The organism is Pseudoalteromonas sp. AOP31-A2-14 (genome assembly GCF_052378035.1).
In the GTDB taxonomy this organism is placed as follows: domain Bacteria; phylum Pseudomonadota; class Gammaproteobacteria; order Enterobacterales; family Alteromonadaceae; genus Pseudoalteromonas.
Map to the genome: position 1 here is coordinate 2,394,174 of NZ_JBQSXI010000001.1, position 26,997 is coordinate 2,421,170.

At 40.0% G+C, this 26,997-nt stretch carries 24 protein-coding genes and 2 pseudogenes; 12 read left to right on the forward strand and 14 right to left on the reverse strand.

The window, feature by feature from the left end:
* Positions 1-159: 159 nt before the first annotated feature.
* Together ACT3S9_RS11070 and ACT3S9_RS11075 are read right to left on the reverse strand one after the other, a co-directional pair.
* Complete coding sequence (locus ACT3S9_RS11070; protein WP_441834238.1) at positions 160-315, reverse strand: hypothetical protein; 156 nt, start codon at positions 313-315, stop codon at positions 160-162.
* An 88-nt stretch (positions 316-403) separates the two neighbouring features.
* Positions 404-1,324, reverse strand: coding sequence for a 2-hydroxyacid dehydrogenase (locus ACT3S9_RS11075; protein ID WP_441834237.1), 921 nt, complete (start codon positions 1,322-1,324; stop codon positions 404-406).
* A gap of 107 nt (positions 1,325-1,431) precedes the next feature.
* Between ACT3S9_RS11075 and ACT3S9_RS11080 the strand changes: the two are divergent.
* A pseudogene (locus tag ACT3S9_RS11080) lies at positions 1,432-2,010 on the forward strand (GNAT family N-acetyltransferase); the annotation flags it as partial.
* Positions 2,011-2,037: 27 nt separating this feature from the next.
* Here ACT3S9_RS11080 and ACT3S9_RS11085 read toward each other — a convergent pair.
* Entirely contained in the window at positions 2,038-3,006 is a 969-nt protein-coding gene (locus tag ACT3S9_RS11085) for an IS30 family transposase (RefSeq protein WP_086959932.1), read from the reverse strand.
* An 88-nt stretch (positions 3,007-3,094) separates the two neighbouring features.
* On the opposite strand from ACT3S9_RS11085, the pseudogene ACT3S9_RS11090 reads away from it, so the two are divergent.
* Positions 3,095-4,228, forward strand: a pseudogene (locus tag ACT3S9_RS11090) (GNAT family N-acyltransferase); the annotation flags it as partial.
* 83 nt (positions 4,229-4,311) lie between these two features.
* Here the strand turns inward: ACT3S9_RS11090 and ACT3S9_RS11095 are convergent.
* Positions 4,312-5,730 carry an MATE family efflux transporter gene (locus ACT3S9_RS11095; RefSeq protein WP_441834235.1) on the reverse strand — a complete coding sequence of 473 codons (1,419 nt, stop codon included), beginning with the start codon at positions 5,728-5,730 and terminating at the stop codon, positions 4,312-4,314.
* 226 nt (positions 5,731-5,956) lie between these two features.
* Here ACT3S9_RS11095 and ACT3S9_RS11100 point away from each other — a divergent pair, with 226 nt between their 5' ends.
* The gene (locus ACT3S9_RS11100) at positions 5,957-6,610 is read left to right on the forward strand and encodes an OmpW/AlkL family protein (RefSeq protein WP_441834234.1); all 654 of its coding nucleotides are present in this window, start codon (positions 5,957-5,959) and stop codon (positions 6,608-6,610) included.
* 305 nt (positions 6,611-6,915) lie between these two features.
* Here ACT3S9_RS11100 and ACT3S9_RS11105 read toward each other — a convergent pair whose 3' ends face one another.
* The 6 genes from ACT3S9_RS11105 to bcsE form a co-directional block, all read right to left on the reverse strand.
* Positions 6,916-7,452: a thioesterase family protein gene (locus tag ACT3S9_RS11105; RefSeq protein WP_441834233.1), complete on the reverse strand. Its 537-nt coding sequence runs from the start codon at positions 7,450-7,452 to the stop codon at positions 6,916-6,918.
* Between the two features lie 158 nt (positions 7,453-7,610).
* Complete coding sequence (tyrR, locus tag ACT3S9_RS11110) at positions 7,611-9,167, reverse strand: transcriptional regulator TyrR (protein ID WP_441834232.1); 1,557 nt, start codon at positions 9,165-9,167, stop codon at positions 7,611-7,613.
* Positions 9,168-9,398: 231 nt separating this feature from the next.
* The gene (gene bcsG, locus ACT3S9_RS11115; protein ID WP_441834231.1) at positions 9,399-10,991 is read right to left on the reverse strand and encodes a cellulose biosynthesis protein BcsG; all 1,593 of its coding nucleotides are present in this window, start codon (positions 10,989-10,991) and stop codon (positions 9,399-9,401) included.
* A 169-nt stretch (positions 10,992-11,160) separates the two neighbouring features.
* Positions 11,161-11,349: a hypothetical protein gene (locus ACT3S9_RS11120; protein ID WP_441834230.1), complete on the reverse strand. Its 189-nt coding sequence runs from the start codon at positions 11,347-11,349 to the stop codon at positions 11,161-11,163.
* 80 nt (positions 11,350-11,429) lie between these two features.
* Positions 11,430-12,398, reverse strand: a complete 969-nt coding sequence (locus ACT3S9_RS11125) for an IS30 family transposase (protein ID WP_086959932.1) — start codon at positions 12,396-12,398, stop codon at positions 11,430-11,432.
* An 83-nt stretch (positions 12,399-12,481) separates the two neighbouring features.
* Complete coding sequence (gene bcsE / locus ACT3S9_RS11130; RefSeq protein ID WP_444750942.1) at positions 12,482-13,534, reverse strand: cellulose biosynthesis protein BcsE; 1,053 nt, start codon at positions 13,532-13,534, stop codon at positions 12,482-12,484.
* 97 nt (positions 13,535-13,631) lie between these two features.
* Between bcsE and istA (ACT3S9_RS11135) the strand changes: the two genes are divergently transcribed.
* The 3 genes from istA (ACT3S9_RS11135) (at position 13,632) to ACT3S9_RS11145 (ending at position 16,898) form a co-directional block, all read left to right on the forward strand.
* Complete coding sequence (istA, locus tag ACT3S9_RS11135) at positions 13,632-15,125, forward strand: IS21 family transposase (RefSeq protein WP_443490040.1); 1,494 nt, start codon at positions 13,632-13,634, stop codon at positions 15,123-15,125.
* On the forward strand, positions 15,118-15,846 hold the full coding sequence (istB, locus tag ACT3S9_RS11140) for an IS21-like element helper ATPase IstB (RefSeq protein WP_444750943.1): 729 nt from the start codon (positions 15,118-15,120) through the stop codon (positions 15,844-15,846). The genes istA (ACT3S9_RS11135) and istB (ACT3S9_RS11140) overlap by 8 nt, the downstream gene beginning before the upstream one ends.
* A gap of 83 nt (positions 15,847-15,929) precedes the next feature.
* Complete coding sequence (locus ACT3S9_RS11145) at positions 15,930-16,898, forward strand: IS30 family transposase (protein WP_086959932.1); 969 nt, start codon at positions 15,930-15,932, stop codon at positions 16,896-16,898.
* A gap of 105 nt (positions 16,899-17,003) precedes the next feature.
* On the opposite strand, the gene ACT3S9_RS11150 is transcribed toward ACT3S9_RS11145, so the two are convergent.
* Positions 17,004-17,294 (reverse strand): hypothetical protein, encoded by a 291-nt coding sequence (locus tag ACT3S9_RS11150; protein WP_441993709.1) that lies wholly within the window; start codon positions 17,292-17,294, stop codon positions 17,004-17,006.
* Here ACT3S9_RS11150 and ACT3S9_RS11155 point away from each other — a divergent pair.
* From ACT3S9_RS11155 to ACT3S9_RS11175, 5 genes are read left to right on the forward strand one after another with little or no spacing between them, the layout of a single operon-like run.
* A complete protein-coding gene (locus ACT3S9_RS11155) occupies positions 17,287-17,907 on the forward strand; it encodes a cellulose synthase operon protein YhjQ/BcsQ (RefSeq protein WP_441836563.1) in 621 nt (206 codons plus the stop codon). The genes ACT3S9_RS11150 and ACT3S9_RS11155 overlap by 8 nt on opposite strands.
* The gene (gene bcsA, locus ACT3S9_RS11160; protein WP_441836562.1) at positions 17,900-20,581 is read left to right on the forward strand and encodes a UDP-forming cellulose synthase catalytic subunit; all 2,682 of its coding nucleotides are present in this window, start codon (positions 17,900-17,902) and stop codon (positions 20,579-20,581) included. The genes ACT3S9_RS11155 and bcsA overlap by 8 nt, the downstream gene beginning before the upstream one ends.
* Positions 20,582-20,615: 34 nt before the next feature.
* The gene (locus tag ACT3S9_RS11165; protein WP_444750944.1) at positions 20,616-21,233 is read left to right on the forward strand and encodes a cellulose biosynthesis cyclic di-GMP-binding regulatory protein BcsB; all 618 of its coding nucleotides are present in this window, start codon (positions 20,616-20,618) and stop codon (positions 21,231-21,233) included.
* A gap of 34 nt (positions 21,234-21,267) precedes the next feature.
* Positions 21,268-22,029 carry an IS5 family transposase gene (locus ACT3S9_RS11170; protein ID WP_089367531.1) on the forward strand — a complete coding sequence of 254 codons (762 nt, stop codon included), beginning with the start codon at positions 21,268-21,270 and terminating at the stop codon, positions 22,027-22,029.
* A 3-nt stretch (positions 22,030-22,032) separates the two neighbouring features.
* Complete coding sequence (locus ACT3S9_RS11175; RefSeq protein ID WP_444750945.1) at positions 22,033-22,761, forward strand: cellulose biosynthesis cyclic di-GMP-binding regulatory protein BcsB; 729 nt, start codon at positions 22,033-22,035, stop codon at positions 22,759-22,761.
* Between the two features lie 65 nt (positions 22,762-22,826).
* On the opposite strand, the gene istB (ACT3S9_RS11180) is transcribed toward ACT3S9_RS11175, so the two are convergent.
* Positions 22,827-23,582, reverse strand: a complete 756-nt coding sequence (istB, locus tag ACT3S9_RS11180; RefSeq protein ID WP_008108839.1) for an IS21-like element helper ATPase IstB — start codon at positions 23,580-23,582, stop codon at positions 22,827-22,829.
* A 14-nt stretch (positions 23,583-23,596) separates the two neighbouring features.
* Positions 23,597-25,141 (reverse strand): IS21 family transposase, encoded by a 1,545-nt coding sequence (gene istA, locus ACT3S9_RS11185; RefSeq protein ID WP_444750657.1) that lies wholly within the window; start codon positions 25,139-25,141, stop codon positions 23,597-23,599.
* A 169-nt stretch (positions 25,142-25,310) separates the two neighbouring features.
* Here istA (ACT3S9_RS11185) and ACT3S9_RS11190 point away from each other — a divergent pair, with 169 nt between their 5' ends.
* Complete coding sequence (locus tag ACT3S9_RS11190) at positions 25,311-25,778, forward strand: cellulose biosynthesis cyclic di-GMP-binding regulatory protein BcsB (RefSeq protein WP_444750946.1); 468 nt, start codon at positions 25,311-25,313, stop codon at positions 25,776-25,778.
* Here the strand turns inward: ACT3S9_RS11190 and ACT3S9_RS11195 are convergent.
* Positions 25,765-26,901, reverse strand: a complete 1,137-nt coding sequence (locus tag ACT3S9_RS11195) for an ISAs1 family transposase (RefSeq protein ID WP_008466968.1) — start codon at positions 26,899-26,901, stop codon at positions 25,765-25,767. The genes ACT3S9_RS11190 and ACT3S9_RS11195 overlap by 14 nt on opposite strands.
* Positions 26,902-26,997: the final 96 nt, after the last annotated feature.

The following is a 26,997-nucleotide window of genomic DNA, read 5'->3' on the forward strand; positions in this document are numbered from 1 at the left end:
CCCACCTCTAAAAGGGCAAAAAATGCATTACTTATCTTTATCCTTGATTGTAATCGCAACAGTATACACGCAATACTTATTTACTAGGCAGCAGTGAACCTAGGTATTAATTAAAAAGTGATACAAAAATATTGAAAATAAAAAGCTACACTGCCAACGCTAAACGCTTTTTATAGTATTTGAGCTACTTTGTTGAGTTTGCAAAACAACTGTTTCAGATTGAGCATGTGCTTGGTTAAACCAAGCTGAAACTCCAAGTAAAATGACTGATAAAACCACGACACTTGTTTTTACACCACCTTGATTATGCTTCATGTCTACCTCTTATTATTTTTATAGGTTAGAAATTATCTACTAGAGTAGACAAAATTACAGATGTTAACAATATGTATTAGTAAGAATTTTAATAACCTTTAGATCTATCAACTGTATTTTTCAGCAATAAGCCAGAATGTAATCGGTTGACATTTTCGGCGACTTGCCCGGTCACAGTGCTAACATCTGAAAATGCGGCACAATGTGGTGTAATCGTAATTTGAGGGTGGTGCCAATAAGGGTGCTCTGAGCCTATAGGTTCGCTTGCAAACACATCTAAAGTAGCACCGCGTAACTTTCCGTCCTCGAGGGCGCAAAGTAAATCCTCTTCAATAATATGTTCCCCCCTTGCTACATTAATAATTACGCTGTTTGCAGGTAGGTAACTAAGTAACTGTTTATTGATAAAACCTTTTGTATGCGTAGTAAGCGGTAATAAGCAAACTAGGTAGTCAACGCTCGGTAATAAAGCATAAAGCTCAGTTTGGGTAGTTACACTATTGACCTCCTCTAGTTGCTTTGGCGTTTTAGAGTATCCACTCACAGTGAAGTTATTAGCAATTAAACGCTGAGCACAAGCTTGACCAAGCTCACCCAGACCTAATATACAAACATGTTTGTGAGCATAAGCTCGCTTTGCTTGCCACAACTTCGCTTTTTGTTTATGAAAATACTCTTGTAAACGAAGCTTATTTGCCAACACGTGTGTAAGCACATACTCCGCCATATCTTCAGCTAACTTGGTACCAACAATACGTACAACCTCCACATGTGCAGGTAGTAAACTTAAATCAATACTATCAACGCCTGCACCAAATGAAGACACTGCTTTTAAATTAGGTAGCTGAGCCCACATACCGGTTGGTGCATTCCATGCGAGTACAAATTCAATCTTTGTTAAATTTTCACATTCAGGCCATTGGCTAATGGTAGTACTAGGAAGTAACTGTGCTAATTCAGTCATTAATTTACTACAGTCTCGCCCAGTAATTGCAACTAATACAGTCATCGCTTTTCCTTTTTTATAACTCTTTAAAAAGTCACACAACTGCAACTTTACTGTCATCTTTAAATTCTACCCTAAACATAGTTTTGCTCATTATAGAGAAGTTACTTATGTTTAGTGTTGATAAAGTCATTGATGCAAACTTACCACAATTAGAAAATTCCCCCAAAGTGAAAGGGTTGGTTAAAAAAGGCTTAGGCTATTTATTACATGAACAAGAGTTTATTGCCTTTGCCGACGCGTATCCGCATTTGCAGGGCATTGAATTTGTCGAGCAGGTACTTGAAGAGCTAGATTTTAATACTCGCTATCAGCCTAAGCAAATAGAAAATATTCCCTCCGAAGGTAAGCTTGTTATTGTGGCCAATCACCCTATTGGATCACTTGATGCACTGGCGTTAATCAAAGTCCTCTCAAGTGCCAGGCAAGACTTAAAGGTTGTCGCAAATCGCATGCTTATGTCAGTTACCCCAATGCATTCACTGTTGCTCCCCGTAGATAACTTATCAGGTTCGAGTAAAAAACAAGAGCTTGCCAACATTCATCAACATTTAAAAAATGAAGGTACTTTACTTATTTTTCCAGCAGGTGAAGTATCGCGCTTAAGTCCTACAGGCATAAAAGATTGTAAATGGAATAGTGGTTTTTTACGTATTGCTAAAAAAGCCAACTGCCCTATTTTACCTATTCTTGAATTCAAGTATTAAGTGCAATCATTATGCAGCCACCAGAACTTCTGATTGCCCCGTAAATAATTCATGAGGGGTTTTATACCCTCTTGTTTTTCTTGGCCGATGGTTGAGCTTATCAACTGCCGCCTGTATCTCTGCTTCACTTAGCGCCATAAAGTCAGTTCCCTTGGGGAAGAAGCGTCTAAGTAAGCCGTTGGTATTCTCATTTATGCCCCGCTCCCATGATGAATAGGGATGAGCGAAATACACATCAGCTTCTAATTTTTGTGCAACATGCTCATGGTGAGCAAACTCTTTTCCATTATCTAACGTCACGGTAATAACCTTACCTTTATATGGTGTCATACACGTGATCAGCGCATCGGCTGTTATTTTCGCATGCTTGCTTTCAATTCTGTGAACGACTGTATATAACGTTTTACGTTCAACCATTGTGACAAGCGCATTTTTACGCCCTTTACCTATCACTGTATCGCCCTCCCAATCACCAATCCTAGACTTTGAATCCACAATACTTGGGCGTTCATCAATGCTGACTCGATTAACTATCTGTCCACGTTTATCATAGCTTCCATAGCGTTTTTTATACTTTTTACATGCACGAGTGAGTGTCTTATGTAGCTTGCCACCACGAGCCTTGTCTCTGTAAATATATTGATAAATTGTTTCATGATGTAAAACGACCTGTTTCTCTAAAGCTAAGCGGCCTGCCACTTGCTCAGGGGAAAGTCCGTCATGCAACAATTTATTAATCCAGTGAGTGACGTCCTCTGTTAACTTACTTGCTTTGAAAGATGACTTACGTCTTTGTTCAGCAAAGTTATTGGCTTGGTTAGGCCGATAGCCTTTAAGTCCTTTATTGCGTTTTAGCTCTCTAGAAATAGATGACGGTGAACGAGTTAGTTCTTCAGCTATCTGCTTTTGGTTATTTCCTGCTTTTATTAACGCGTAAATCTGGTATCTTTCTTCTTGTGTCAGCTGTTTATATTTCATTAAAGCAATTTCCTTTGGCGAGAAAATGGCCGAATTATAACAGCTGGCCATCTAATCTGAGAAATTGCACTTATTATCCGAATTTAGGATTTTTATAAAAGCCAAAAACAGTTCACTTTTTTATGGTACATCAATGATTTATAAACCATTAGCTAGTTTATTACTGGTTAAAGAAATGTTTAAGCAGCGCCAGAAGTCACTTGAATTTGAAATTGGCGCTTCAATCCCGCCAGAGTCATACCTTATTAATAATTTAAAAGATAAAGAAGTGGTAAATCTTATTCGTAAGCAGCTCTACCGTTTAACCAGTAAAAAAACATTGCCTTTAAAAACCCAAACCCCAATTGCAATGCCAGAGTGCAAAAAGGAATTGAAAAAAACTATAGAGCAATGCCAAAAATTGGGTGAAACACAAGATGCCATGCAAATCTATTTATACCAATACCAAGGCAGTTCAGCGATCTTTAGAGAGCTTGGTAGACTTCGCGAAATATCATTTCGCACCGTTGGTGAAGGCAGTGGTAAGCGTCGCGATATTGATAAGTACGATATGGACTATCAGCATTTAGTACTTTGGGATGCCAAACAACTTGAGCTTGTTGGTGCGTATCGCCTTGCTTGTGCTCAGCAAGTAATTGATAAAAATGGCCGCGAAGGTTTGTATACAGACAGTCTTTTTTCTTACTCTGAGAAAATGCAGCCATACTTTAAAGCTGGGATCGAACTTGGCCGCAGCTTTGTACAACCTAAATATTGGGGCCGTAAAAGCTTAGACTATTTATGGTACGGAATTGGCGCATTTGTCAGTACCTATCCACAATATCGATATTTATACGGTGCTGTGAGCTTATCAAATGCGCTACCAGAGCAAGCAAAGGCATTACTTGTTTATTATTATCAACTTTATTATGGTAATACAGCTAGCATAGCCACCCCAAACAATGAATTTAAACTTACAGAGCAGCAACTTAGTCAATGCCAAAATTTATTTAAAGGCAATGATATAAAAGAGGACTTTGTTGAGCTTAAACACGTCCTTGCCAATATGGGCGCACATGTTCCCACTTTATTTAAGCAATACACTGAATTATGTGCCCCCGGCGGCGTGCAGTTTTTAAGCTTTAGTGTCGACCCTGATTTTAATAACTGTATTGATGCTCTAGTACTAGTTGATCTTGAGAAAGTAAAAGAAAACAAGGCCAAACGATATTTAGGCAGGTAACGAGTTACAAAAAAACAAACACACTTTAATGCTTTTAGTCTGCCTGTTTAAATGAACTTGCATGACCAAGTGTAGTTTATAAACTAGTGATGACCTTCTTCTATAAAGGTTTCTCGACTCACTTTCGCTATATCTTTATCTTCTTTTGTGAGCCGAGTTTGCTGCCAGCTGCCGCGGAAAAACCATGTAAAAGCCACAATAGCAACGATAACGTTGGTCAAAGCAAATGAATACCAAATACCTTGATCCCCCAAACCTGTGTGTTTAGATAAAATATACGCTGCCGGGAACTGAATTACACATTGTGATAATAGCGCCAGCATCATCGCATTAAGCATATTACCTGAAGCACGAAATGCGGCCACAACACACAATTGCACGCCAATTCCTCCCCACGTCAAACACATAACCCGAATAAACTGCCCACCTTTAGCAATAACGGCCTCATCATCGGGAATAAAAAAAGCAACCAAATGCTCAGCAAAAACAAAAGCAACTAACCCAACAATGGTAAGCCCTATTACCCCCCATAATGACGCTAGCCGAGTTATAACATCTGCACGCTTGGGATTCCCCGCTCCCATATTTTGCCCAACTAAAGTTGATACTGCCATAGACAACCCCATTGCCGGGATCATTATCATTTGTAAGACATTTGAACCAACGCCATAAGAAGCAATAGTCTGTGTGCCAAAGCTAGCTACTAGGAACGACATAATAATCAAACCAAAAGCACGAGCTGAAAGCTCAATAGAGCCTGGAGCGCCTAAAAAGAAAGCCTTTTTAATATATTGCCAATCTGGATAAAAACTCTTTAGTTGTAATTGAATACCATGGCGACCGCGTAAAAATATAATCACTCCAGCAATTGCGGCTAAACTTTGGGTTGCTAACGTAGCTAGAGCAGCTCCCATAACGCCTAATCCTTCAAACTCACCGTAGCCAAAAATAAATAAAGGATCGAGTAAAAAGTTAAGTAATACTGTTACGCTAACAATAATTAATGGTACCCGGGTTTGGCCAACACCCCGCATCAGCGCTTGGAACATGGCATAAATAAATACAAAAACCACTCCAACAAATGAAACATGCATAAACTTTAACGCATCCTCAAAGACTGCTTGCTCAACCCCTAATAAGGTTAAAAAATAAGGAGATAATAAATAACCCATAAAACCAAGCATTATGGCGGTTATAGTCACCATCAGTGTAGTTTGCGCCGCCACATGATTTACTTTGTCTTGCTGCAATGCTCCCATATATTGCGCTGATAAAATAGCCCCGGCCATCGCAAGACCAGAACCAATAGCAATAACTAAAAATGTGACCGGCATACTCACTGACACAGCCGCTACTTGCGCTGCGCCTAAACGCCCAACCCAAAACGCATCCGTTAGCTGATAAGCAGACTGCAAAATATTAATTAATATAATCGGAACACCAAGTTTCAACAGCGCCTTGCTAATTGAGCCAGTTAGAAAAAGCTGTTGGTTATCATTCATAAAATACTCTTAGGGTTAAAGGGGAATACGATTATAACAAAAATGAATGAGTCTATCGTGAACATAGAGTCAATACTTTTAGGTAGCCAATGTAATAAAGTTTAATCTAAATCAAAAAAACACTTTATGTCTTTTAAATATTTCTGAAACTTTGATCTAGAACAGCTTTTGATTTTTTATAACCTTGATAATAGCTACAATTAAATTAAAGCTTTTGAGGGATAACATGAAAAAAACACTTACTATTACTGCACTTACTTCACTATTGGCACTTTCACCTTTAGCACATGCAAACTTTAGCGTTAACGTAGGTGCTATTAGTGTTGACCCTGATAACAGCAGCTCAGCTATTAACGAAGCGCCGACTTTGGGCCTAAAAGGTGGTGCAGATACACAATTAGGTATTACCATCGATTATGCCTTTAATGATAACTGGGTACTTGAGCTCGTTGCTGCAACGCCATTTGATCACAACGTAAACGGCACAGGCGGTTTAGCAGGAAACAAAATTGCAGATATAAAACAGCTACCACCGACATTATTTGCGCAATATCACTTTTTAGATAACAGCTATGCTTTTCGTCCATTTGTTGGTGTAGGCATCAATTACACTGTATTTTTTGACGAGCAACCCACTGACGCGCTAAAAGCAACACTAGGCACTGATGATGTAGAAGTAAGGCTTGATGACTCGTTTGGTTTTGCTGCGCAAGCAGGGTTTAATTATATGATGAGTGATAACTGGGGGTTACACGCTATGGTTTCAGCTATCGATATTGAAAGTGACGCCACCGTTTTTGCAGATGGAGCACAAGCTCTTACTTCGACGGTAAAAATAGACCCGGTAGTCGCTATGCTAGGTGTTAAATATAAGTTTTAATTTAAATACCCAAACCACCTCAAGATGCAGAATTCAGCGTTTCGCTGGGGCTTAATATCAAGACATTACTTTGCAAAAATGGCAGTCCTTTTTAAGAAGTAAAAAGGATGAGAGTAAGTCCCTGTAAAACGCCCAATGGGTTGGTTTAAAAGCGATTTATACTGCGTTATTAATTTCCCAACAGTATCACTTGCAATCAATGCCTTGCCTAAATAGCTTTTAATTCCAACGACGCTCGCATCTTGAGGTCGCTGGGTATATATCGTTAATCGGGTAAAAGACGTTAGCAGCCTTTAACCTAAAACTTATCGCGGTAAGTTAGTTGCCTTTTTTTGTTCAAGCATTTCTTTCCAATGCATGACTTCACTAGGTAAAATAGGCACTACCCCGTCAAAGCCCGCTACCTCAAGCATTTCCTCAACGCTCACCACACCTTTTTTACGCTTAAAAACACCGCGTACGTAAGCAATCGCATGTAAGCCGCGTTCAGAGTAAAATTTTTGCTCAATATAAAAATATTTATGATCCCAGCCAACTAGTCGTGTACTAACCGTATAACGCTGCATTGGTTTTATATCCCGTATATAGGTAATTGCTGTGGCATTAACAATAGGAAACCAACGGCGTTTTAATATATGGCTTAATAAACCTACCCGTTCGGTCATCCATGTTCGCGCTAAATCCATAATCGCAAGGTAACGAGAGTTAGTAAGATGCAAATTAATATCGCAATCTGTCGGCCACGCCTTAAATTCCATATCCACGGTATCAAGCAGTGCTTGATAATCATGGTTACGCTTAATTTTAAAAAATAATAGGATGAGTCGAAAATATAAATTCACAGTAGAAGGTCTTACCTGTTAGTAATGAGCGCAGTATAGCAGATCGTAACTATTGCAATCGCGACTTTCTGTCCTGCGCTCATTTTTTATAATTATAAAAAGCGTAAAATATGGGCACTAAAGGATCATGCCCACAAGTACTACACAACAATAACGGCCTAAACCTTAACCGTTTTGCGGTTAATACCGTAGTCACGCAGTTTGTTTGCCACTGCCGTATGGCTCAAGCCTAGACGTTTTGCAAGCTGGCGCGAGCTTGGATAAGCAGGGTATAGCTTTCGTAATAAAGTGGCTTCAAAACGCTTAATAGCCTGATCCAAACTGCCCTCAAAGTCAGACTCAAGATAGCCTAAATCATGGGTGAAAGTAGGTAACTGTAGGTGCTCTACTCTTAGTTCACTATCATCTAACAAAGACACCGCTCGGTAAATTGCATTTTCAAGCTGACGCACATTACCAGGCCAAGGATAGTCTTGTAAAAATGTTAAACACTCAAGTGATAATTCAGGAATAGCATAGCCATTTTGTTGTGCGTATTTTTGAATAAAATGTTCAGCAAGCGGGCCTATATCAGCTTTTCTATCGCGCAGCGGTGAAATTTCTAGCGTTAGCACATTTATGCGATAGTATAAGTCTTCACGAAAAGCACCTTCTTGCACTAATGCAGGTAAATCTTTTTGTGTTGCAGCGACAATGCGTACATTTACTTTAACTTCGTTTTCATCGCCAACTTTTCGAAAAGTGCCATCTTGTAAAAAGCGCAGTAACTTAGTTTGCAACTGCGTAGACATCTCGCCTACTTCATCTAAAAATACCGTACCGCCATCAGCCTGTTCAAGTACCCCGCGTTTTGGTGCAGTATTTTCTTCATAACCGGCGTAGCCAAATAATTCAGACTCAGCCACATCATCCGGTAATGAAGCACACGACAATGCAATAAACGGCTTTACTGAGCGATTTGAAGCATAATGGCAAGCCCGTGCCAATAGCTCTTTACCCGTGCCCGTTTCACCAGTGATTAAAATAGGGGCTTCAAGCTGCGCCATTTTACGCGCTTCACGTACTACACGTCGCATCGCTGTACTAAAATTATGGATGGTCGCAAAACTTTCTTGGCCATAACGGCGAAATGCACTGACTTGTTGGCCTAAACGACTTTGAGATTTAATATTGATTACAGCACCGGCAAGCACATCACCTTCAGCGCCTTGAGACACAGCAATAGGCAATATATCGGCAATAAAGTCTTCACCCGCAACTTCTACGCGGGTTGTTTGACCAAGCACGTCTTCACTTTCTAACCAGCGAGTGAAGTTAAACCCTTTCAATAGGTTATTGATGTTCGCACCAATAACCTCATGCTCACTCAGTTGTAAATCTTTACTGGCAGCATCATTACAAAGACGCACCCAGCCTTTTGCATCAATAGAGATAATTCCATCCGGCAACGCGCGCAGTAATGTATTTAACTCATTATGCTCTCGTTCAGATGGCAAAAAAGCAGTTGTACGCACATCTTGAACACCATCAATTAAGCGTATAGAAGGCATAATTTTTTGAAACTGCTCAAAATCAATGGGAGGAAAGCTCACATACATTCGGCAGTTAACAGAATCAACTTCAATACCTTTTAAATCAACTTGATAACTAACTAATATATTTAATATCTCTTGAGCTATACCAATTCTATCAGCACATTGAATATCTAAACGCATTACATCCCCAATAAAGAGAAACCTATATTAAAAATGATAATACGCGAACAATATTAATGTGGATAGCCCAATGTAAAGATATTTGGACATTTTACTAAAAAATAATAGAGCCCATTGATAGTTATAGCCACCCTAGATCTAGCTGATCAAACGAATTTACAAGCAATGCTCTCCCCCACCACGACGGGGTTAAAGCTCTTCCTGGTAACCGTTGTTTAAACAGCCATTGACTCAGTTATCTTCAGGGTAAGCGGTCCACTCCCCACCATCAAGCTGAATATAGGGACGATTATTCATATACATCATGATAGTGTCTTCGTTCTCAGCAACCTTAGGAGCAAGAGGTAAGTCAACTAACAATGATTGTATCGAGCTTTTCCCAGAAAAAACGTCATTACTTAGTGCTCGGCTAATTATTTCTGACAACCCGAAATAGCTAGTCGAGTCTTTTACTTCAATTAATTCTGAGTGCCTTACATTCGGACCAATAAACTTGATGGCACTAGGTACAGATACAATTTTTGGACTTGGTATTTCTCTAAGCCCTGAAAACTGTACTTTATCTCCTTCTAGTGCTGCGCCATGCTCTGGCACTATCACGAGTAAAGTATTTCGCTGTTGCTGCTCTAACTTGTCTATAAACTGATTTATATCTGAAAAAAGCTGCTGCTGCCTAATAGGGTAACTTTTAGTGCTACTCATTCGATCATAACCGGCAATCTGGTTACCATCATGAAGGCTTATTGTGTTGTAATAAAGGGAGCGCGGGGGACTATCTTGACTCTGAGCATCTAACCAACTTGTTAGTACTTCTTTATCTGAATAAATCGGCTTACCATCGAAGCCATATTGGGCTGGAGAATAACCTGAAAAATCCAGCTCGGTCGTATTCATCCCGCCATACTTATTTATTAATCCTTTAAAGTCATCAAAATGCCCGTCATGATTCATCGCCACAGAAGTGTCATAGCCAAGCTCTTCTAGGTTGTTAAATAAATAACACTGCTCTGCTACAGGTTTAAATAAAGCTGTTTGACTAGTTTGACCACAACTCGCTCTTAAAAGCCTAATAGCTGCAGGGCCACTGTATGAGGTAGCAGAATTGAAATCGCTAAATAAAATATCAAAATTACTAAAGAGCTGAGTTTCATCAACCCCAATAGCATCAAGATCAGCAGTAGCAAGTGAGCAGATATTCAAAATTAAAACATCAAAAGGTTCGCCTGCGATCTGCTTTGGAAAAGCGCTTTTTAATAAACTTTGTTGTTGATAAAAATCTTTTAACTGTTCGTTAGGCGTTTTCTCTCGCTGACCAGCCCCAATAGTTACTGTTGTTTGGGGTGATACATTAGACTGATTTGTTTGCTGAGGTAATTGAGCTGTCTGAGATGAGTCAATAACAGACCCTGTAGATAACCAATACGCATAAGCAAAACCTAACAATGAGATACTGGTGTAACGAAACCACTTATGTGAAAAACGATAAAATACACAAACAATAAAAATACTTAATAGTAAATCAATACTCACTACGCGAGCACTAATTTCAAAAAAATAGTCAAGGCTAAAGTCTTGTACATTGCCAACCTGTTTTGTTAGACGGGATATTGGAGGCAACCATGAATCATAATATAACAAGGCCATAGCAAGTAAAGCTGCAAATATATTTTTCACTCTTTGCTGCCAAGTTTTATTAAACGATAGCATCAGAAAAGCAAAAAATGCTAAATTCTCTAAAAAGTGAAATGAAATCTCTCCATAGGCAAATAATGCAAATTTGATTAAAAAATATAGATTCCAAATCCCTAAACCTGATAGTTTCACTCTTCATCCTTCTTTTTTTTAGCGGGTTTATAAGGCGTTAATATTACATGGCGAAATGTTAGTTTACGGTAATATTTTAAAAACTTTGTAAAAACTGTTTTACCCACGTTACTTAGAATAACTCCGATAATTAACGCAATAGTAAATGTGATAAAAAATTGTTCTAAGTTCATAATTTTGACTCATTTAACGTCATTGGAAAGCGTTGAGCATCCGGTCTTTTAACGCGATTAAACTCCGGGGACTCAATAGCTAATGAAGTTAAATCAATCGACTCTTGGCTGTATGTATAACTAGAGTTATCTTTTAATTTATCTGTGTAATCTGGAATTTCTCTATCTTTATATGCTTTTTTCAATCGCCGACACTCTTGTTGAATAAAAAAATGCTCCGCAATAACTGTTTTTGAATCTTGAATTCAAGTATTAAGTGCAATCATTATGCAGCCACCAGAACTTCTGATTGCCCCGTAAATAATTCATGAGGGGTTTTATACCCTCTTGTTTTTCTTGGCCGATGGTTGAGCTTATCAACTGCCGCCTGTATCTCTGCTTCACTTAGCGCCATAAAGTCAGTTCCCTTGGGGAAGAAGCGTCTAAGTAAGCCGTTGGTATTCTCATTTATGCCCCGCTCCCATGATGAATAGGGATGAGCGAAATACACATCAGCTTCTAATTTTTGTGCAACATGCTCATGGTGAGCAAACTCTTTTCCATTATCTAACGTCACGGTAATAACCTTACCTTTATATGGTGTCATACACGTGATCAGCGCATCGGCTGTTATTTTCGCATGCTTGCTTTCAATTCTGTGAACGACTGTATATAACGTTTTACGTTCAACCATTGTGACAAGCGCATTTTTACGCCCTTTACCTATCACTGTATCGCCCTCCCAATCACCAATCCTAGACTTTGAATCCACAATACTTGGGCGTTCATCAATGCTGACTCGATTAACTATCTGTCCACGTTTATCATAGCTTCCATAGCGTTTTTTATACTTTTTACATGCACGAGTGAGTGTCTTATGTAGCTTGCCACCACGAGCCTTGTCTCTGTAAATATATTGATAAATTGTTTCATGATGTAAAACGACCTGTTTCTCTAAAGCTAAGCGGCCTGCCACTTGCTCAGGGGAAAGTCCGTCATGCAACAATTTATTAATCCAGTGAGTGACGTCCTCTGTTAACTTACTTGCTTTGAAAGATGACTTACGTCTTTGTTCAGCAAAGTTATTGGCTTGGTTAGGCCGATAGCCTTTAAGTCCTTTATTGCGTTTTAGCTCTCTAGAAATAGATGACGGTGAACGAGTTAGTTCTTCAGCTATCTGCTTTTGGTTATTTCCTGCTTTTATTAACGCGTAAATCTGGTATCTTTCTTCTTGTGTCAGCTGTTTATATTTCATTAAAGCAATTTCCTTTGGCGAGAAAATGGCCGAATTATAACAGCTGGCCATCTAATCTGAGAAATTGCACTTATTATCCGAATTTAGGAATCAAAAAAATCAGCAATTTCAAGTTTAAATAAATGCCTAATGGCATTATCTACGTCATGCTCTCGGCATGCATGGAGATATAAATACACGTATTCATCAACGGTGCTAAAAACATCCCCTTCACGCTTAACATGAAATAACTGCAACGGGTGAATTGCATCAATTCTTGGTAACAGCCTAAATGTAACCATTACGCCACTTATGCCTAAATTAGCCGCTGAACTGCTGTAGTTTATGACCTGTCGCGCAAAGTCTAATAAAGGTAAGAAGCCTTTACTAAGTTGACTTTGCGAATGATGTAACACTTCTTCAATTGAGCTGGGTAAAGGCCTTGAAAATTCAAAACCCTGAATAGATTGAATTTGTGATAATAATCGCGATGGCTCAGAGAAACTATATAAAATAAGGTTTACCCCAAGCGTTAAAAATAAGCGCTCATCTTGATGGCGGATAATACCATCTACATTTTGAATAACGAGTTTCAGTTTTTTGCCACATAACTTTCTCAAAGAAAAGCATTGTTTTGCTAAATCTGCTAAATCTGTATAACGTGTTACTGAGAATACTAGGGTCGCCGCTTTCATTTCACTTGCATGCTGGTAAAGCGCTTCGTTATCTTCAAGCAGTTTATAAGACACAGGTAGTTTAGTCCCTTCTGGCACTACGTTTCTTACTAGCCATACATCATTTTCATCAAAGTCGCGATTAAATTTTAAAGTTTTGGCTTCAGTACTGCTTCCCTCGCTAACTTTAAATTTATTATTGCTCGCTTCTAATAGCACAGTTTCTCCAGCGATGACCCCCTCTGAGTGGCTCCAATAATCATACTCTAAGGCTTTAACAGTTGATTCATTAGAAACATACACTATGCCATCAAAAGATTTGTTCAAGCCGCGCATAAGCATACGAGCGCGCACAACTTCAAGCCCAGTAGCTATAAATATAAAAGTCAGTTGATACCTTCTTGTAAAGCTTTCGTACAACTTAAGCTGTTCAATCAATTCATTGTGATTGTATGGTGTGATTAAATCTGTATTAATATGCAAAATGTATTAAGCGACAATTACGGTGGCCGGTCTAGCGACAATTATCTTGGCCGGTTGATCTGATAAGGTTCGGTACAGCAGAACGGAGGAGTTCACTGTGCCGGGAACACGAATCACTGATCAGCAGGTCACTATTTATATGAAACATAGAAAACGTAATAGCCAAGTTATCGCGGCTGCGAAAGCAGGTATTTCAGAACGTTCAGCAAGGCGCATTGATAAACTGGATGAGCAGCCATTGTCTAATAAACGCCAATGGCGAACGCGTATAGATCCACTTGAGTCTATCTGGGACAGTATTGTTGTCCCTCTACTTCAAGGTGATGCAACGTTAACTCCGGTGGGAATTTTTGATCACCTTTGCGAGTTTCACACCGACAAATTTAACCCTAGCTCACGGCGTACATTAGAGCGTCGAATTCATAAATGGCGGGCACTGTATGGCTCAAGTAAAGAGGTCGTATTCCTGCAAACACACGAGTATGGCCTATTAGGTATGTGTGATTTTACACATGTGAAGTCACCCGTTACCATTGCTAGTGAACCCTTAAAGCATATGTTGTTTCATTATCGTATGCCCGCCAGTGGCTGGGCTTACGCCCAAGTGATCTACGGCGGTGAAAGCTTTGCTGCTTTTTCTGATGGCGTGCAAAACGCATTTAAAGCAGCCGGCGGTGTGCCTAAAGAAGTGCGTACAGACAGTCTGAGTGCCGCCTATCGTAATCACACTAATGATAACGATTTTACAGAGCGCTTTAATGAATTAGTCACCCATTATGGCTTTAAAGCGACCCGCAATAACCGCGGTATTGCGCATGAAAATGGGGCTATTGAGAGCCCTCATGGGCATCTTAAATCGCAACTGGAGCAAGCATTAAAAATCCGTGGTAGTTATGACTTTCAGACAAGAGAAGTCTATGAATCGTTTGTTGCCGACATTGTAGCTCGCCGTAATCGCCGTGTAAGTGATAAATACGCAGTAGAGCAGCGACAATTACATGCTTTACCACGGACGATGAGCGTCAATTACACCGAGCATTATCTAACGGTGTCACGTACGAGTACTATTTCATTGAAACGTGTTACCTATAGCGTCCCGTCACGCCTTATTGGTAGCCGATTACTGGTTCGTTTATATGACAACCGTTTAGAGCTGCACTATGGCAGCGATTTAGTTCAAACGTTAGCGCGTGTCTATGCTTCTAAAGGATGCCGTGCACGTAATATTAGTTACTTGCATGTTATTGACGCACTGGTTAAAAAACCATTGGCATTTCGCTACTCACAACTACGTGACGACTTACTTCCAAGCGACAATTACAAAGCTATTTGGGAATACGTTAATGCCCACCTTTTAGCGGATGAAGCGAGCTATTACATGGTAAAACTGCTCCATTTAGCAAAACAAAGTGGGTGCGAACGTCAATTAGGACGATTTGTAGCAGCGTCAATTACTCAGCGACAATTACCGGCCATCCGAGAATGTGAAGCGCAATTTTTAGTGATTGCATCAAACATACCCACAATAACAATAAAGCAACACAGCTTGAGCGCTTATAGCAGCATGATACCGGGAGGTCTACATGGATAACTTCACGGCCTCGTTACCTTTAATGCTGAAACAATTAAAGCTTAGCACCATGCTTCAACAGTGGAATACCCTGGGCAAAAAAGCGATAGAAGAACAATGGAGCCCACAGCAATACTTATCTGAGCTGTGCCATATTGAACTTGCGACACGCGATGATAAACGCCTTCAGCGGCTTTTAAAAGATGCAAAATTGCCCGTGGGTAAACACCTTAGCAGCTTCGACTTTACCCTTGTTGATGGGGTTAGTAAGCCCCTTGTTGCTGATTTAATAAATCAGCCGGATTGGTTGAAGCACGGTGGCAATATATTGCTATTTGGCGCCAGTGGTCTTGGTAAAACGCATATCGCCAGTAGTATCGGTTATGGCCTTATCGAGCAGGGCCATAAAGTTAAGTTTGTTGCCGCGTCAGCGATTGTTCAACAACTCCAGCAAGCAAAGCGACATTTACGCTTGCAAGACGAACTTGTAAAGCTCGATAAATACAGCTTATTAATCGTTGATGACGTTGGTTACGTACGAAAAACGGAACAGGAAACGAGCGTGCTGTTTGAATTGATAGCCCATCGCTATGAGCGACACAGCATGATCATCACATCAAACAAATCATTCGAACAATGGGATGAACTATTTGATGATTCAACGATGACTGTAGCGGCAATAGATCGCTTGGTTCATCATGCAACGATTATTCATTGCGAAGGTGAAAGTTACCGACCCTAAATTCGGATAATAAGTGCAATTTCTCAGATTAGATGGCCAGCTGTTATAATTCGGCCATTTTCTCGCCAAAGGAAATTGCTTTAATGAAATATAAACAGCTGACACAAGAAGAAAGATACCAGATTTACGCGTTAATAAAAGCAGGAAATAACCAAAAGCAGATAGCTGAAGAACTAACTCGTTCACCGTCATCTATTTCTAGAGAGCTAAAACGCAATAAAGGACTTAAAGGCTATCGGCCTAACCAAGCCAATAACTTTGCTGAACAAAGACGTAAGTCATCTTTCAAAGCAAGTAAGTTAACAGAGGACGTCACTCACTGGATTAATAAATTGTTGCATGACGGACTTTCCCCTGAGCAAGTGGCAGGCCGCTTAGCTTTAGAGAAACAGGTCGTTTTACATCATGAAACAATTTATCAATATATTTACAGAGACAAGGCTCGTGGTGGCAAGCTACATAAGACACTCACTCGTGCATGTAAAAAGTATAAAAAACGCTATGGAAGCTATGATAAACGTGGACAGATAGTTAATCGAGTCAGCATTGATGAACGCCCAAGTATTGTGGATTCAAAGTCTAGGATTGGTGATTGGGAGGGCGATACAGTGATAGGTAAAGGGCGTAAAAATGCGCTTGTCACAATGGTTGAACGTAAAACGTTATATACAGTCGTTCACAGAATTGAAAGCAAGCATGCGAAAATAACAGCCGATGCGCTGATCACGTGTATGACACCATATAAAGGTAAGGTTATTACCGTGACGTTAGATAATGGAAAAGAGTTTGCTCACCATGAGCATGTTGCACAAAAATTAGAAGCTGATGTGTATTTCGCTCATCCCTATTCATCATGGGAGCGGGGCATAAATGAGAATACCAACGGCTTACTTAGACGCTTCTTCCCCAAGGGAACTGACTTTATGGCGCTAAGTGAAGCAGAGATACAGGCGGCAGTTGATAAGCTCAACCATCGGCCAAGAAAAACAAGAGGGTATAAAACCCCTCATGAATTATTTACGGGGCAATCAGAAGTTCTGGTGGCTGCATAATGATTGCACTTAATACTTGAATTCAAGGACGCAAAACAGCGCTCAATAAGAGCAAATAAAATTCGGTGTCAACCGGCCAAGATAATTGACGCGGAACCGGCCAAGTTAATTGACGCTAGATAGCAAAATGACAGTAGAGCCAAAAAGCTCATCGTAAACTTTTAATTCTGCAAGCAAACCACGAATGAAATGTAACTTCTTTTTCAAAGCCGTATCGCTATTAAACGTAAATGGATGTACTTTGCCTTTGTTAAATAAGCCGTTTACGGCGCTTGAGTATGGACTTTCAAAAAAAATATCTATTTGCGAAGATAAAATAAACACATCTTGTTCTGATTTTTCAGAAATTGCCTGCAAAGCAAATTCTACCCCTTGGTTATCAAATGTTTTGCTCATTGATCTTGATCCTAAAAGTGATGTCGGACTTCACCTTGGCCTTCCTTGGGAGCATGATTCAGGGTGGAGTAATTACCCAAACTTCGAAAGTGGCATAGAAGAATTTTTTACTGATAATGATGGTGTAATATTTTTACCGTTTGGCAGTGATTCATCAGCAATAGAGCGTTTACAAGAAACCATATTAGGTGCAAGTAACTTAAAAACAAGTCAAAATTCGTGGGTTATATTTGATTGCCCAAGTTATGCCGAGCTCAATAATCTTCCTGTCACTGAACAAGATATCATTTTAGAAGTCATAAATTGTGACGCAATTTGCCATAATTTAATCTACAAACGGTTGTTTTCATTAAAACAAATGGAAAAAAGTTGGCGACATTACTTTTTAATAAACAACTATAACTCAGCCAGTGAACTTGAATCTGACCTGTTACAAGTGTGGCAATCTGAAACCCCTTTATTTGCACCTGTTCATATTAATAAAGATGAAGTAATAAAAGAATCTACGGCGTTTAAAAATGTCGCTATAAATTGTGCACCTTACAGTGTTGCTTATGATGATTTTGAAACGCTTGCTGGGTGGCTAGTAAGCAAGGCTAATAAAAATGACTAAGCATCATTATGCCACAGGGGCTCTTCAGCATTCTTTTGCTCTTATACTCAGTATTTTATTTACTGAAAAGCTCGTTCGTTTTATTTTTTTCAAATTCCATTGTTATTTTAATCAACATAAGATGAGTGCCTTAGCAGCATTTGTAATGCCGTTATTTTTGCTGTTTACAACTATATTCGTCAAGCTGAATAATAAGAAAAAACAACGTTTAAAGACCAAACTATCACTGCTCTACCCGCACATCACTTCGCCTTTTGGTTCATTAGCAAACGTTATCCGGATACTATTGCAAAGTGTTTATCTAATCACCTTTAACGTTACAACAAAGGACGCTCCTTCACGAAATGAACATAAAAAGGCAACTGCACGATTAATTAACCGAGTATTTAGAGCTATTCGTTATATGGATAGTAAACTGACACGACGATGCAAAAAGTTGTGGTTACAATTACAATTAAAGTTAAATAACAAGACAAATGTAAAACCATTGCAACGTGTTAATAGTTTCAATTTATGGCAAAACCGTATATTAAAATTTGTATTTTACTTCATGTTCGCATTCACAATACTACTTTTTGTTACAGTCCCATTTAGCCTTGAAGCACAAGCAATATTTATTAGTTTGATTCTAATAGTTGCCTACTCGTTGAGACGTGTTGGAGGTCAAATGGCCACAATTACAATGATAACTCTTGCTGTGACGACTTCAACAAGGTACCTATGGTGGCGTTACACTGACACTTTAAATTGGGGCGATCCACTAGCATTAACTTTAGGTATTGGCTTATTACTCGCTGAAACCTATGCATGGCTAGTATTGACTTTAGGCTTTTTTCAAACAATTAACCCATTACATAGAAAACCGATCCCAATGGATGGTGATACATCAAAGTGGCCAACAGTCGATATATATATTCCTACCTATAACGAGCCATTAAATGTTGTTAAACCCACTGCAATTGCTGCACAGAGCATAGACTGGCCAGCAGATAAACTAAACATCTACATTTTAGATGATGGTAAGCGACCTGAGTTTGCAGAAATGGCAAAAGAAATTGGCGTGGGTTACCTTGATAGACCAGATAATAGCCATGCCAAAGCAGGTAATATGAATCACGCGATGAAATATACCGATGGTGAGTACATTGCTATTTTTGATTGCGACCATATACCTGCCCGCTCATTTTTACAAATGACCATGGGACAATTTATTAAAGACGAAAAAGTATGTTTAGTTCAAACTCCACATCATTTTTTCTCAGCAGATCCATTTGAACGCAACCTTGATAATCACCGCCAAATACCTAATGAAAACATGTTGTTTTACGGCCTAATTCAAGACGGTAATGATATGTGGGACGCGACCTTCTTTTGCGGCTCTTGTGCAGTTTTAAAGCGCGAAGCACTGGATGATATTGGCGGTTTTGCAGTCGAAACCGTTACAGAAGATGCACACACTGCACTACGAATGCAGCGCGCGGGCTATAGAACAGCATATATCAACATTCCTCAAGCTGCTGGTCTTGCTACAGATAGCCTATCAGCGCATGTTGGCCAGCGTATTCGTTGGGCTCGAGGCATGGCGCAAATATTCAGGCTAGACAATCCGTTGCTAGGAAAAGGACTGAGCTTGGTACAGCGTTTATGTTATATAAATGCCATGCTGCACTTTTTGTCTGGTATTCCTCGGATTGTATTTTTAACGGCTCCACTTGCATTAATTTACTTAGATGCCTATATAATCTACGCTCCTTTCATTGCTATATTTTTATATATAGTGCCAACCTTGATGCAAATAAAAATTACAAATTCACGTATTCAAGGTAAGTACCGTTACTCATTTTGGGGAGAGGTTTATGAATCTGTTCTTGCTTGGTATATTTTAAAACCCACCACTGTCGCCCTATTCAACCCTAACAAAGGGAAGTTTAACGTAACAGAAAAAGGCGGTTTAAATGACGTTGCTCGATATGACTGGCTTATCTCAAAGCCATACATAGCACTATTACTATTGAATGTGCTTGGTATGTGTTATGCCATCTTTAGATTAATATTTGGTGATGTATCCCAAATTGGCGTGCTATTAATCAGTATGTTATGGGTTAGCTATAATATGATGATTTTAGGTGCTGCTGTTGCGGTTGCAGCTGAAGCTAAGCAGGTCAGAAGCTCTCACAGAATAAAAGCCAATTTTCCTGCTGCAATTAGACTTGCAAACGGACGTACAATAAAAGTTAAAGTTACTGACTATTCTGATAGCGGTGTTGGTATTGAAACCGTGCATGAACATTCTTGTCGAGAAAACGATAAAGTTGAACTGCTCATAAGCCGGGGGAAAAAACAGTTTTCCTTCCCGACTTTTATTTGTAATACAAGAAAAAGGCAAATAGGCTTAACGTTAAGGGATCTTAACTTAGCAAAACAAAAAGCATTCGTTCAATGCACATTTTCTCGTGCAGATGCTTGGCTCGATTGGCAAGATAACTTTAAACATGATAAACCGTCGTACAGTTTCAAGCGGGTGTTTTATACTAGCCTTCGTGGCTATAGTAACTTGATTTTTCATGCGCCTAAACCATTTAGACCATTCATTATTTTTATGACTAGCGTTATTGAAGTCATGATTACGCTTTTACCAAAAAAACCAGAAAAGTATTCTAAATTATATGATTAAACAATTAGCTACCTCAGCCCTAATAATACTAGCTTTGGCCAGTACTCAATTTACAAACGCAGCAACTCCACTTATGGATAAGTCTATATTTGATGATGGCTACCCTGAGCAGGCACCTTCAGAAAGTCTAACGCTCAGCTTTAAACGTCTGGGGGTTAACAAATTCAAGCTAGATGGAATCGACAATACCACCTATGTAGATTTCACTAATCGGTTAGATAAAATAGGCAAAGAACTTAAATTAAACTTCTCCTATAGTCATTCGCCAGCATTGATTAGCCGCGTATCACACTTAAAAGTCTATTTTAATGATAACTTGATCACTGTTATGCCAATTAAAGATCAAGAGACACAATTTAGTCAGTTAAAAAGCCACAGCCTTGCTCTCAACCCAAAGTTAATTAAAGACTTTAACCAAATACGCTTTGAACTCGTTGGCTATTATGACTTAGTCTGTCAAGATGATTTTAGTAAAACAATCTGGACTGAGTTAAGCCAAAACAGTTCTATTACTCTTGAGCAGCAATCACTAGCACTGGAAAGTTTACTGGAGTATTTTCCTGCACCATTTTTTGATGAACGAGATTATACACAACTAGGGCGTGTTGATCTTTGTGGTATGAAAAACAAACAGCATGAAGATAAGGTATAATTGAATTCGCCAGAAAACTTTACACCGAACCTACATGCCAAGATTAATGTTAACAGACGGGACATGGAATGTCTTATCAAAAGTAATGTACTTAAGTGGTCGAATTTATAATAAGCCCAACCATAGAAAAACGCTCGAAGGCATACTGTATAAGATGCGCACAGGTATTCCATGGCGAGATTTACCTTCTGATTTTGGCCGTTGGAGTGCTATCTACAGACGGTTTAATTTATGGTCCAAAAAAGGGATTTTGAATGAACTGTTTCGCGCATTATCTCGTGATGCGGACATGGATTGGGTCTTCATTGATGGCAGTATTGTCAGGGCTCATCAACATAGTTGCGGTGCAAGAACTGCTGACAATGAATCAATTGGAAAGAGCCGAGGTGGAAATTCTACGAAAATTCATCTTGCAGTCGATAGCGGAGGGTTGCCTGTTTATTATGAATTATCCTGTGGGAATACGCATGATATCGTCCATGCAGAGTCACTCGTAGCTAATTGCCCAACAAGTAATATGGTTGTCGCAGATAAAGGCTACGACAGTGAAAAACTGAGAGCGTTTGTTCGTGATAATAACGCTACACCCGTTATTCCACGTAAGGGCAACAGTTTAGTAGGCAATGAAGATATTGACTGGTGCATGTACAAATATCGGCACTTGGTTGAGAATGCATTTGGCCGTATTAAGCAATATAGAGGGATAGCCACGCGGTATGAAAAGCTTGAACGAAATTATCATTCAATGCTCGCTTTAGCATTTACTATGATGTGGCTACCAATGTGGGCTGATTGATATATGTACTACAAAGATCAACAGCCCCTAGACTTACCTTTTATCTTCGCGAACAACCCTGATGAAAATACACTTGAAGCAGCAGCAACTCTCTCAAGCTGGTTAGGTGCCCAAGCCAATTGGCGTAAAGCAACTTTCCCGGTACAATTTAATCAAACACCTACAAAACATAGTGTCGTATTTGCGACCAATACAAATAAACCTGACTTTTTACTCGATTATCCAGATGTATCAAAGCCAACTATTGAAATCATCTCTAGCCCAACTCAACGTTATGCAAAAGTACTACTGATACTAGGCAAGAATACGAAGCAGCTAAAAGAGGCCGTCGTAGGTTTAGCATTTGGTCATAAAGTTATGACAGGGCGAACAGCAAGTATTAATGAAATTAATCATTTACCCTTAAGAGACGCTTATGATGCACCTCGCTGGGTAAGGTCCGATAGAGCCGTTAGATTTGATGAATTCACTGAGTATCCAAACCAGTTACAAACACAGGGATTAAAAGGACAACCAGTTAACCTTGATCTGCGTTTTGCCCCTGACTTATTTACTTGGCGTAAAGAAGGTATACCTATCAACTTGCATTACCGTAATGCACCAGCCGAAGACGCCCTACTTTCTCGCTTAAACATGCTCATTAACGGTAAGTTTGTCAATGGTTTTGAACTTAAGAGTCATGATGATCAAACAGTAGAAAACGAAAGCTTTGTACCCTGCGTATTCCGGTGATGGTGAACACCGATTCCGGTTTTATCGTGAACACTTAAATTCCACGCATTGGGTTCATGACATTTTTAACCTAAGTGTTCACGATGGTCAATTTTAGATTGAATTTTTCTCATAGACTCCCCCTTTAATTTTATCCGATGAGCATTGTGCATTAGTCGATCTAAAATGGCATCGGCTAAGGTATTATCGCCGATGGATTGATGCCATTCTTCGGTGGGTAATTGACTGATGATGGCGGTTGATGAACTGCCGTGCCTATCATCCATGATCTCCATTAAGTCATTTCGTTGTGCCGCTTTAAGTGGCTCAAGCCCCCAATCATCTAAAACGAGTAAGTCGATCTTAGCGAGTGACTGTAACATTCGACTGTAAGTGCCATCTGCTTTGGCTTGTGTCAGCGCAAGCATCAACCTTGAGAGTCGGTAATATTTAACGCTGTAGCCTTTCATGCATCCTGTATGCGCAAGCGCACAAGTGATATAGGTTTTACCGCTACCGCAAGGGCCTGTGATGAGTAAGTTTTGTGATTTATTCAGCCAATCACATTGCAGTAGCGATGCCATCATCGATTGATTGAGACCTCGCGGGTGATGATAATCTATGTCTCTGGCGTTAGCGGCTAATTTAAGTTTTGCCGCTTTAAGTAAGCGTTGTTGTTTTCGGCTCTCTCGGTCTTGGGCTTCACTGTCTGCTAGCAGTTGTAGTCGCTCATCGAAGGACAACCCTTCATAAGTACTTGGTTGTTCCATTTGGCTCACTAAGGCGTTGGCCATACCACTGAGTTTGAGTTGACGAAGCTGAGTTATCGTTTGTTCTAACATAGAATTTCCTTACCTTAATGGAAGCTTTTAGGACCACGGATATTTTCATGGGATTGTGGCAATAACGTCGACGGCTCTTCTTGCGTTCGCGGCAATTTATCTTGGTTGCTACTGAGTATGTCTTTGATATGTTTTAACCGATATAAACTGTATTGATTGGCTATCGCACAGGCGTTATTGAGCCGATCGGCGGGATAGCTTCTTGATAGGTTGAGTAAGCCTAAGCACACACGATACGCTTGTTCTTCATGTTGTTTCTGTGCCAATTGTGCTTTCACCCAGAGCAAAACGTCATCTCCAATATCTTTCGCCCAATTCATTAAACGCCCTGGTGACCATTTATGATGCTTCTCATGCTTTACAGGCATGTGCTCGGATGTGGTGGTCATGCCCGGATGATATTTTCTCGGGTGACTGGTGATGCGTTTATGCTTGAAATAAACCTCAATCAAGTTGTCTTTGGCATGAAGTTCAAGCTTTTCACCCACCAAGTGATGGGGTACCGAGTAAAGATGGTTATCATACTGAACGTGATAATCAATATTCACTTTGACGTGTTTAATATCCGTGAATTGATAAGCTAGTTTGGGCATGGGCGCGAGGGCGGGTTTGTCGATTGACTCGAACCATGATTGTCGTGTCCCACTCAGTTGCTTAAAGGGCTTATTATTGACCTCAAGCAGTAAGGCTTTGATGCAATGGTTTAGCTCAGCTAATGAGAAAAAGGTTTGGTGTCGTAACTTGGCGAGTATCCAGCGTTCAATGATTTGCACGCCCACTTCGGCCTTGGCTTTATCTTGTGGTTTTCTGGGACGAGCAGGCACAATCACGGTGCCATAATGCGCGGCCAATTGCTGATAACTCGGGTTAACATCAGGGTCGTAGCGACACGCTTTACTGACACCACTGCGTAAATTATCGGGGATAACCATGTCAGGTATACCGCCGATAAATTCAAATGCTCGCACGTGACTGCCGATCCAGTCGGGTAGACTTTGGCTCCAGGTTGCTTCACAAAATGTATAATTTGATGCGCCCATCACCGCCACGAATATCTGGGCGAACTTCACTTCACCCGTCGCATTACAAACAATGGGCATCGTTTGACCCGCATAATCGACAAAGAGTTTTTCTCCTGCTTTATGCACTTGTCGCATCGAACGTTTTTGCTTTTTAAGCCAGGTCATATAGCGATCGCAGAACTGAGAATAGCTGTAACAACGATTCGGATATTGCTGAGTATATTCTTCCCAGAGTAAGTTCTTGGTGACGCCTTTGCCCGTTAATTCTTTTCGAATGGCTGGCCAATCTGGCACTTCAAATCGCTGGGATGGCCGAGTGTCGGCGCGAGGATAGAACTGACTAGCAAGCACAGAATCATCAAGCTCGTCGGGCAGTGGCCAACTTAACGATAAAGCTCTGGCTTTAGTGAGTAGTTTTTGAATACCACCGACACTGATCTTAGTGCTGGCACTTATTTTTCTGACACTGAGTTGGGCAGCAAAATGTAGCCTCAACACTTCTCGAATTTTACGCATTGTGATCCTCTTAGTCGCCATATCCCTTCCTCAGTAATACAAAAAGGAAATAGCTTAACAAAGTAATTAATAATCAATGCGTTGAAATTGTACTGGTTTGGTGTGAACACCGATTCCGGAAAATCAGTCAAAAGTGTTCACGATAAAACCGGAATGAGCGTTCACGCTAAAACCAGAACGGGTGTTCACGATGGGCCGGAATCACTGTTCACGATGCTCCGGAATATGCATACCCCTTATTTCAAGTCAAGGTACAGCATACAACAAACAAGACTTTGATATAACAGGGCTGGATTTAAGTAAAAAGAATAAGCTTACCTATGACTTTAAATTTGGCGTAGTTAAAGTGGGTGAATGCAGTGCGGTACAAGCTGGTGGTGAGTATGGAGTAATAGACGGCAGCTCTACCATTGATGTAAGTGGGTTTGAACATTACATTGCATTGCCTGATTTAAATGTATTTGCAAACAGTGGATTCCCGTTTACGAAATTTGCTGATTTAGAGCAGACTACACTTATTATGCAAAAAGAAAGCTCAGCGCAAGCGATACAATTATTGTTAAATTTTACGGGGCGTTTAGGAGAAATTACTGGATATCCAACTCATAGACTTGATATTGAGTTTCCGGATCCCAGTCTCACGGCTAGCGCATTTTAATCCCAGACTCTAACAGGGTTGAGCGGTAATCATCGTCTAGCCCTGCCATTTTCTTTTTCCTCGCCATACTTGCTGACTTAGATGCATCTTGTTTAAAAAGCGCCATGGCTATCTTTCGCATTACATTAAACATTAATGGCCCTTGAAGTTTGCGTATTCTCGATTCATCTTCTCTGAAGTTCATATCAAGCATCCAATGCATGCTTTCAACCTGCCAGTGACTGCGTACTGCATTGAGTGCTTGCGCTGCATTTAAGTCTAATGAACTTATATACCAGCGTGTTTCAGTGGTATCCGACCCTGCCGACTTATCATGAACTTCAGCCCTGACCTTAATAATACTCGTTAAGCCAGGCCAACGATAATCCTTGCCTAGCCAGCTTTTATCTATAAGTAACTGCTGGCATGTACGTGTTTCAACACGCCCATGTCCTGAGCTTATTTCGGTATGTTCATCACAATTATGCTTAGTTAACCTTTCACGCTCGCACTTGTGCCACCACGCTTCTAGTTCCTTTTGCATGCCTGAATGATTACCTTTAAGTGCAAGAATATAATCTGCTTTTTGTTGGATGATTTGTTTTGCTATTTCTTGTTGGCATCCCATCGCATCTAACGTAATGATACTGTTTTCAATATCGAGCAGGGTGAGTAATTCTGGTATTGCGGTGATTTCATTTGTTTTATTATCAACAGCCGTCTGCCCAAGCACTAACTGGTGTTGGCAACTCCATGCACTGACCGTGTGTAAGGCACTTTTTCTGTCTTTTGTGGTAAATGAACGCCGTGCGGTTTTGCCATCGATAGCGATGATATCTGCACCTGTAGTTTCAATCAGTGATGATATCCAAGATTGAAATGCCCTTTCTATTTCATTTGCTTTTAACCGACACATGACGCGAGCAATCGTGTCATGTTTTGGAATTCCTGCGTTGAACGTGCCGTATTTTTTTAACCAATCAAGCTTTAGGTGCCCAAAGTCTTCAATATCTTCCCATCCTTCTGCACCAGAGAGTACAGCGCTAATAGCAAGGAGAAGAATATCGATAAGTTCATGCTTTTTACAACGTTCAATGCGAGGATCTGTAATTGAATTAAAATGTTTCAGAAAAGTAGTGCTCATATTTATGCGACCAAGTAATTATTATGCCTTGATCTGATCACTACTTGCTCTATAAGTTCAATTTATAATGATCTTGCCGTGATCCCAGTCTTGTCC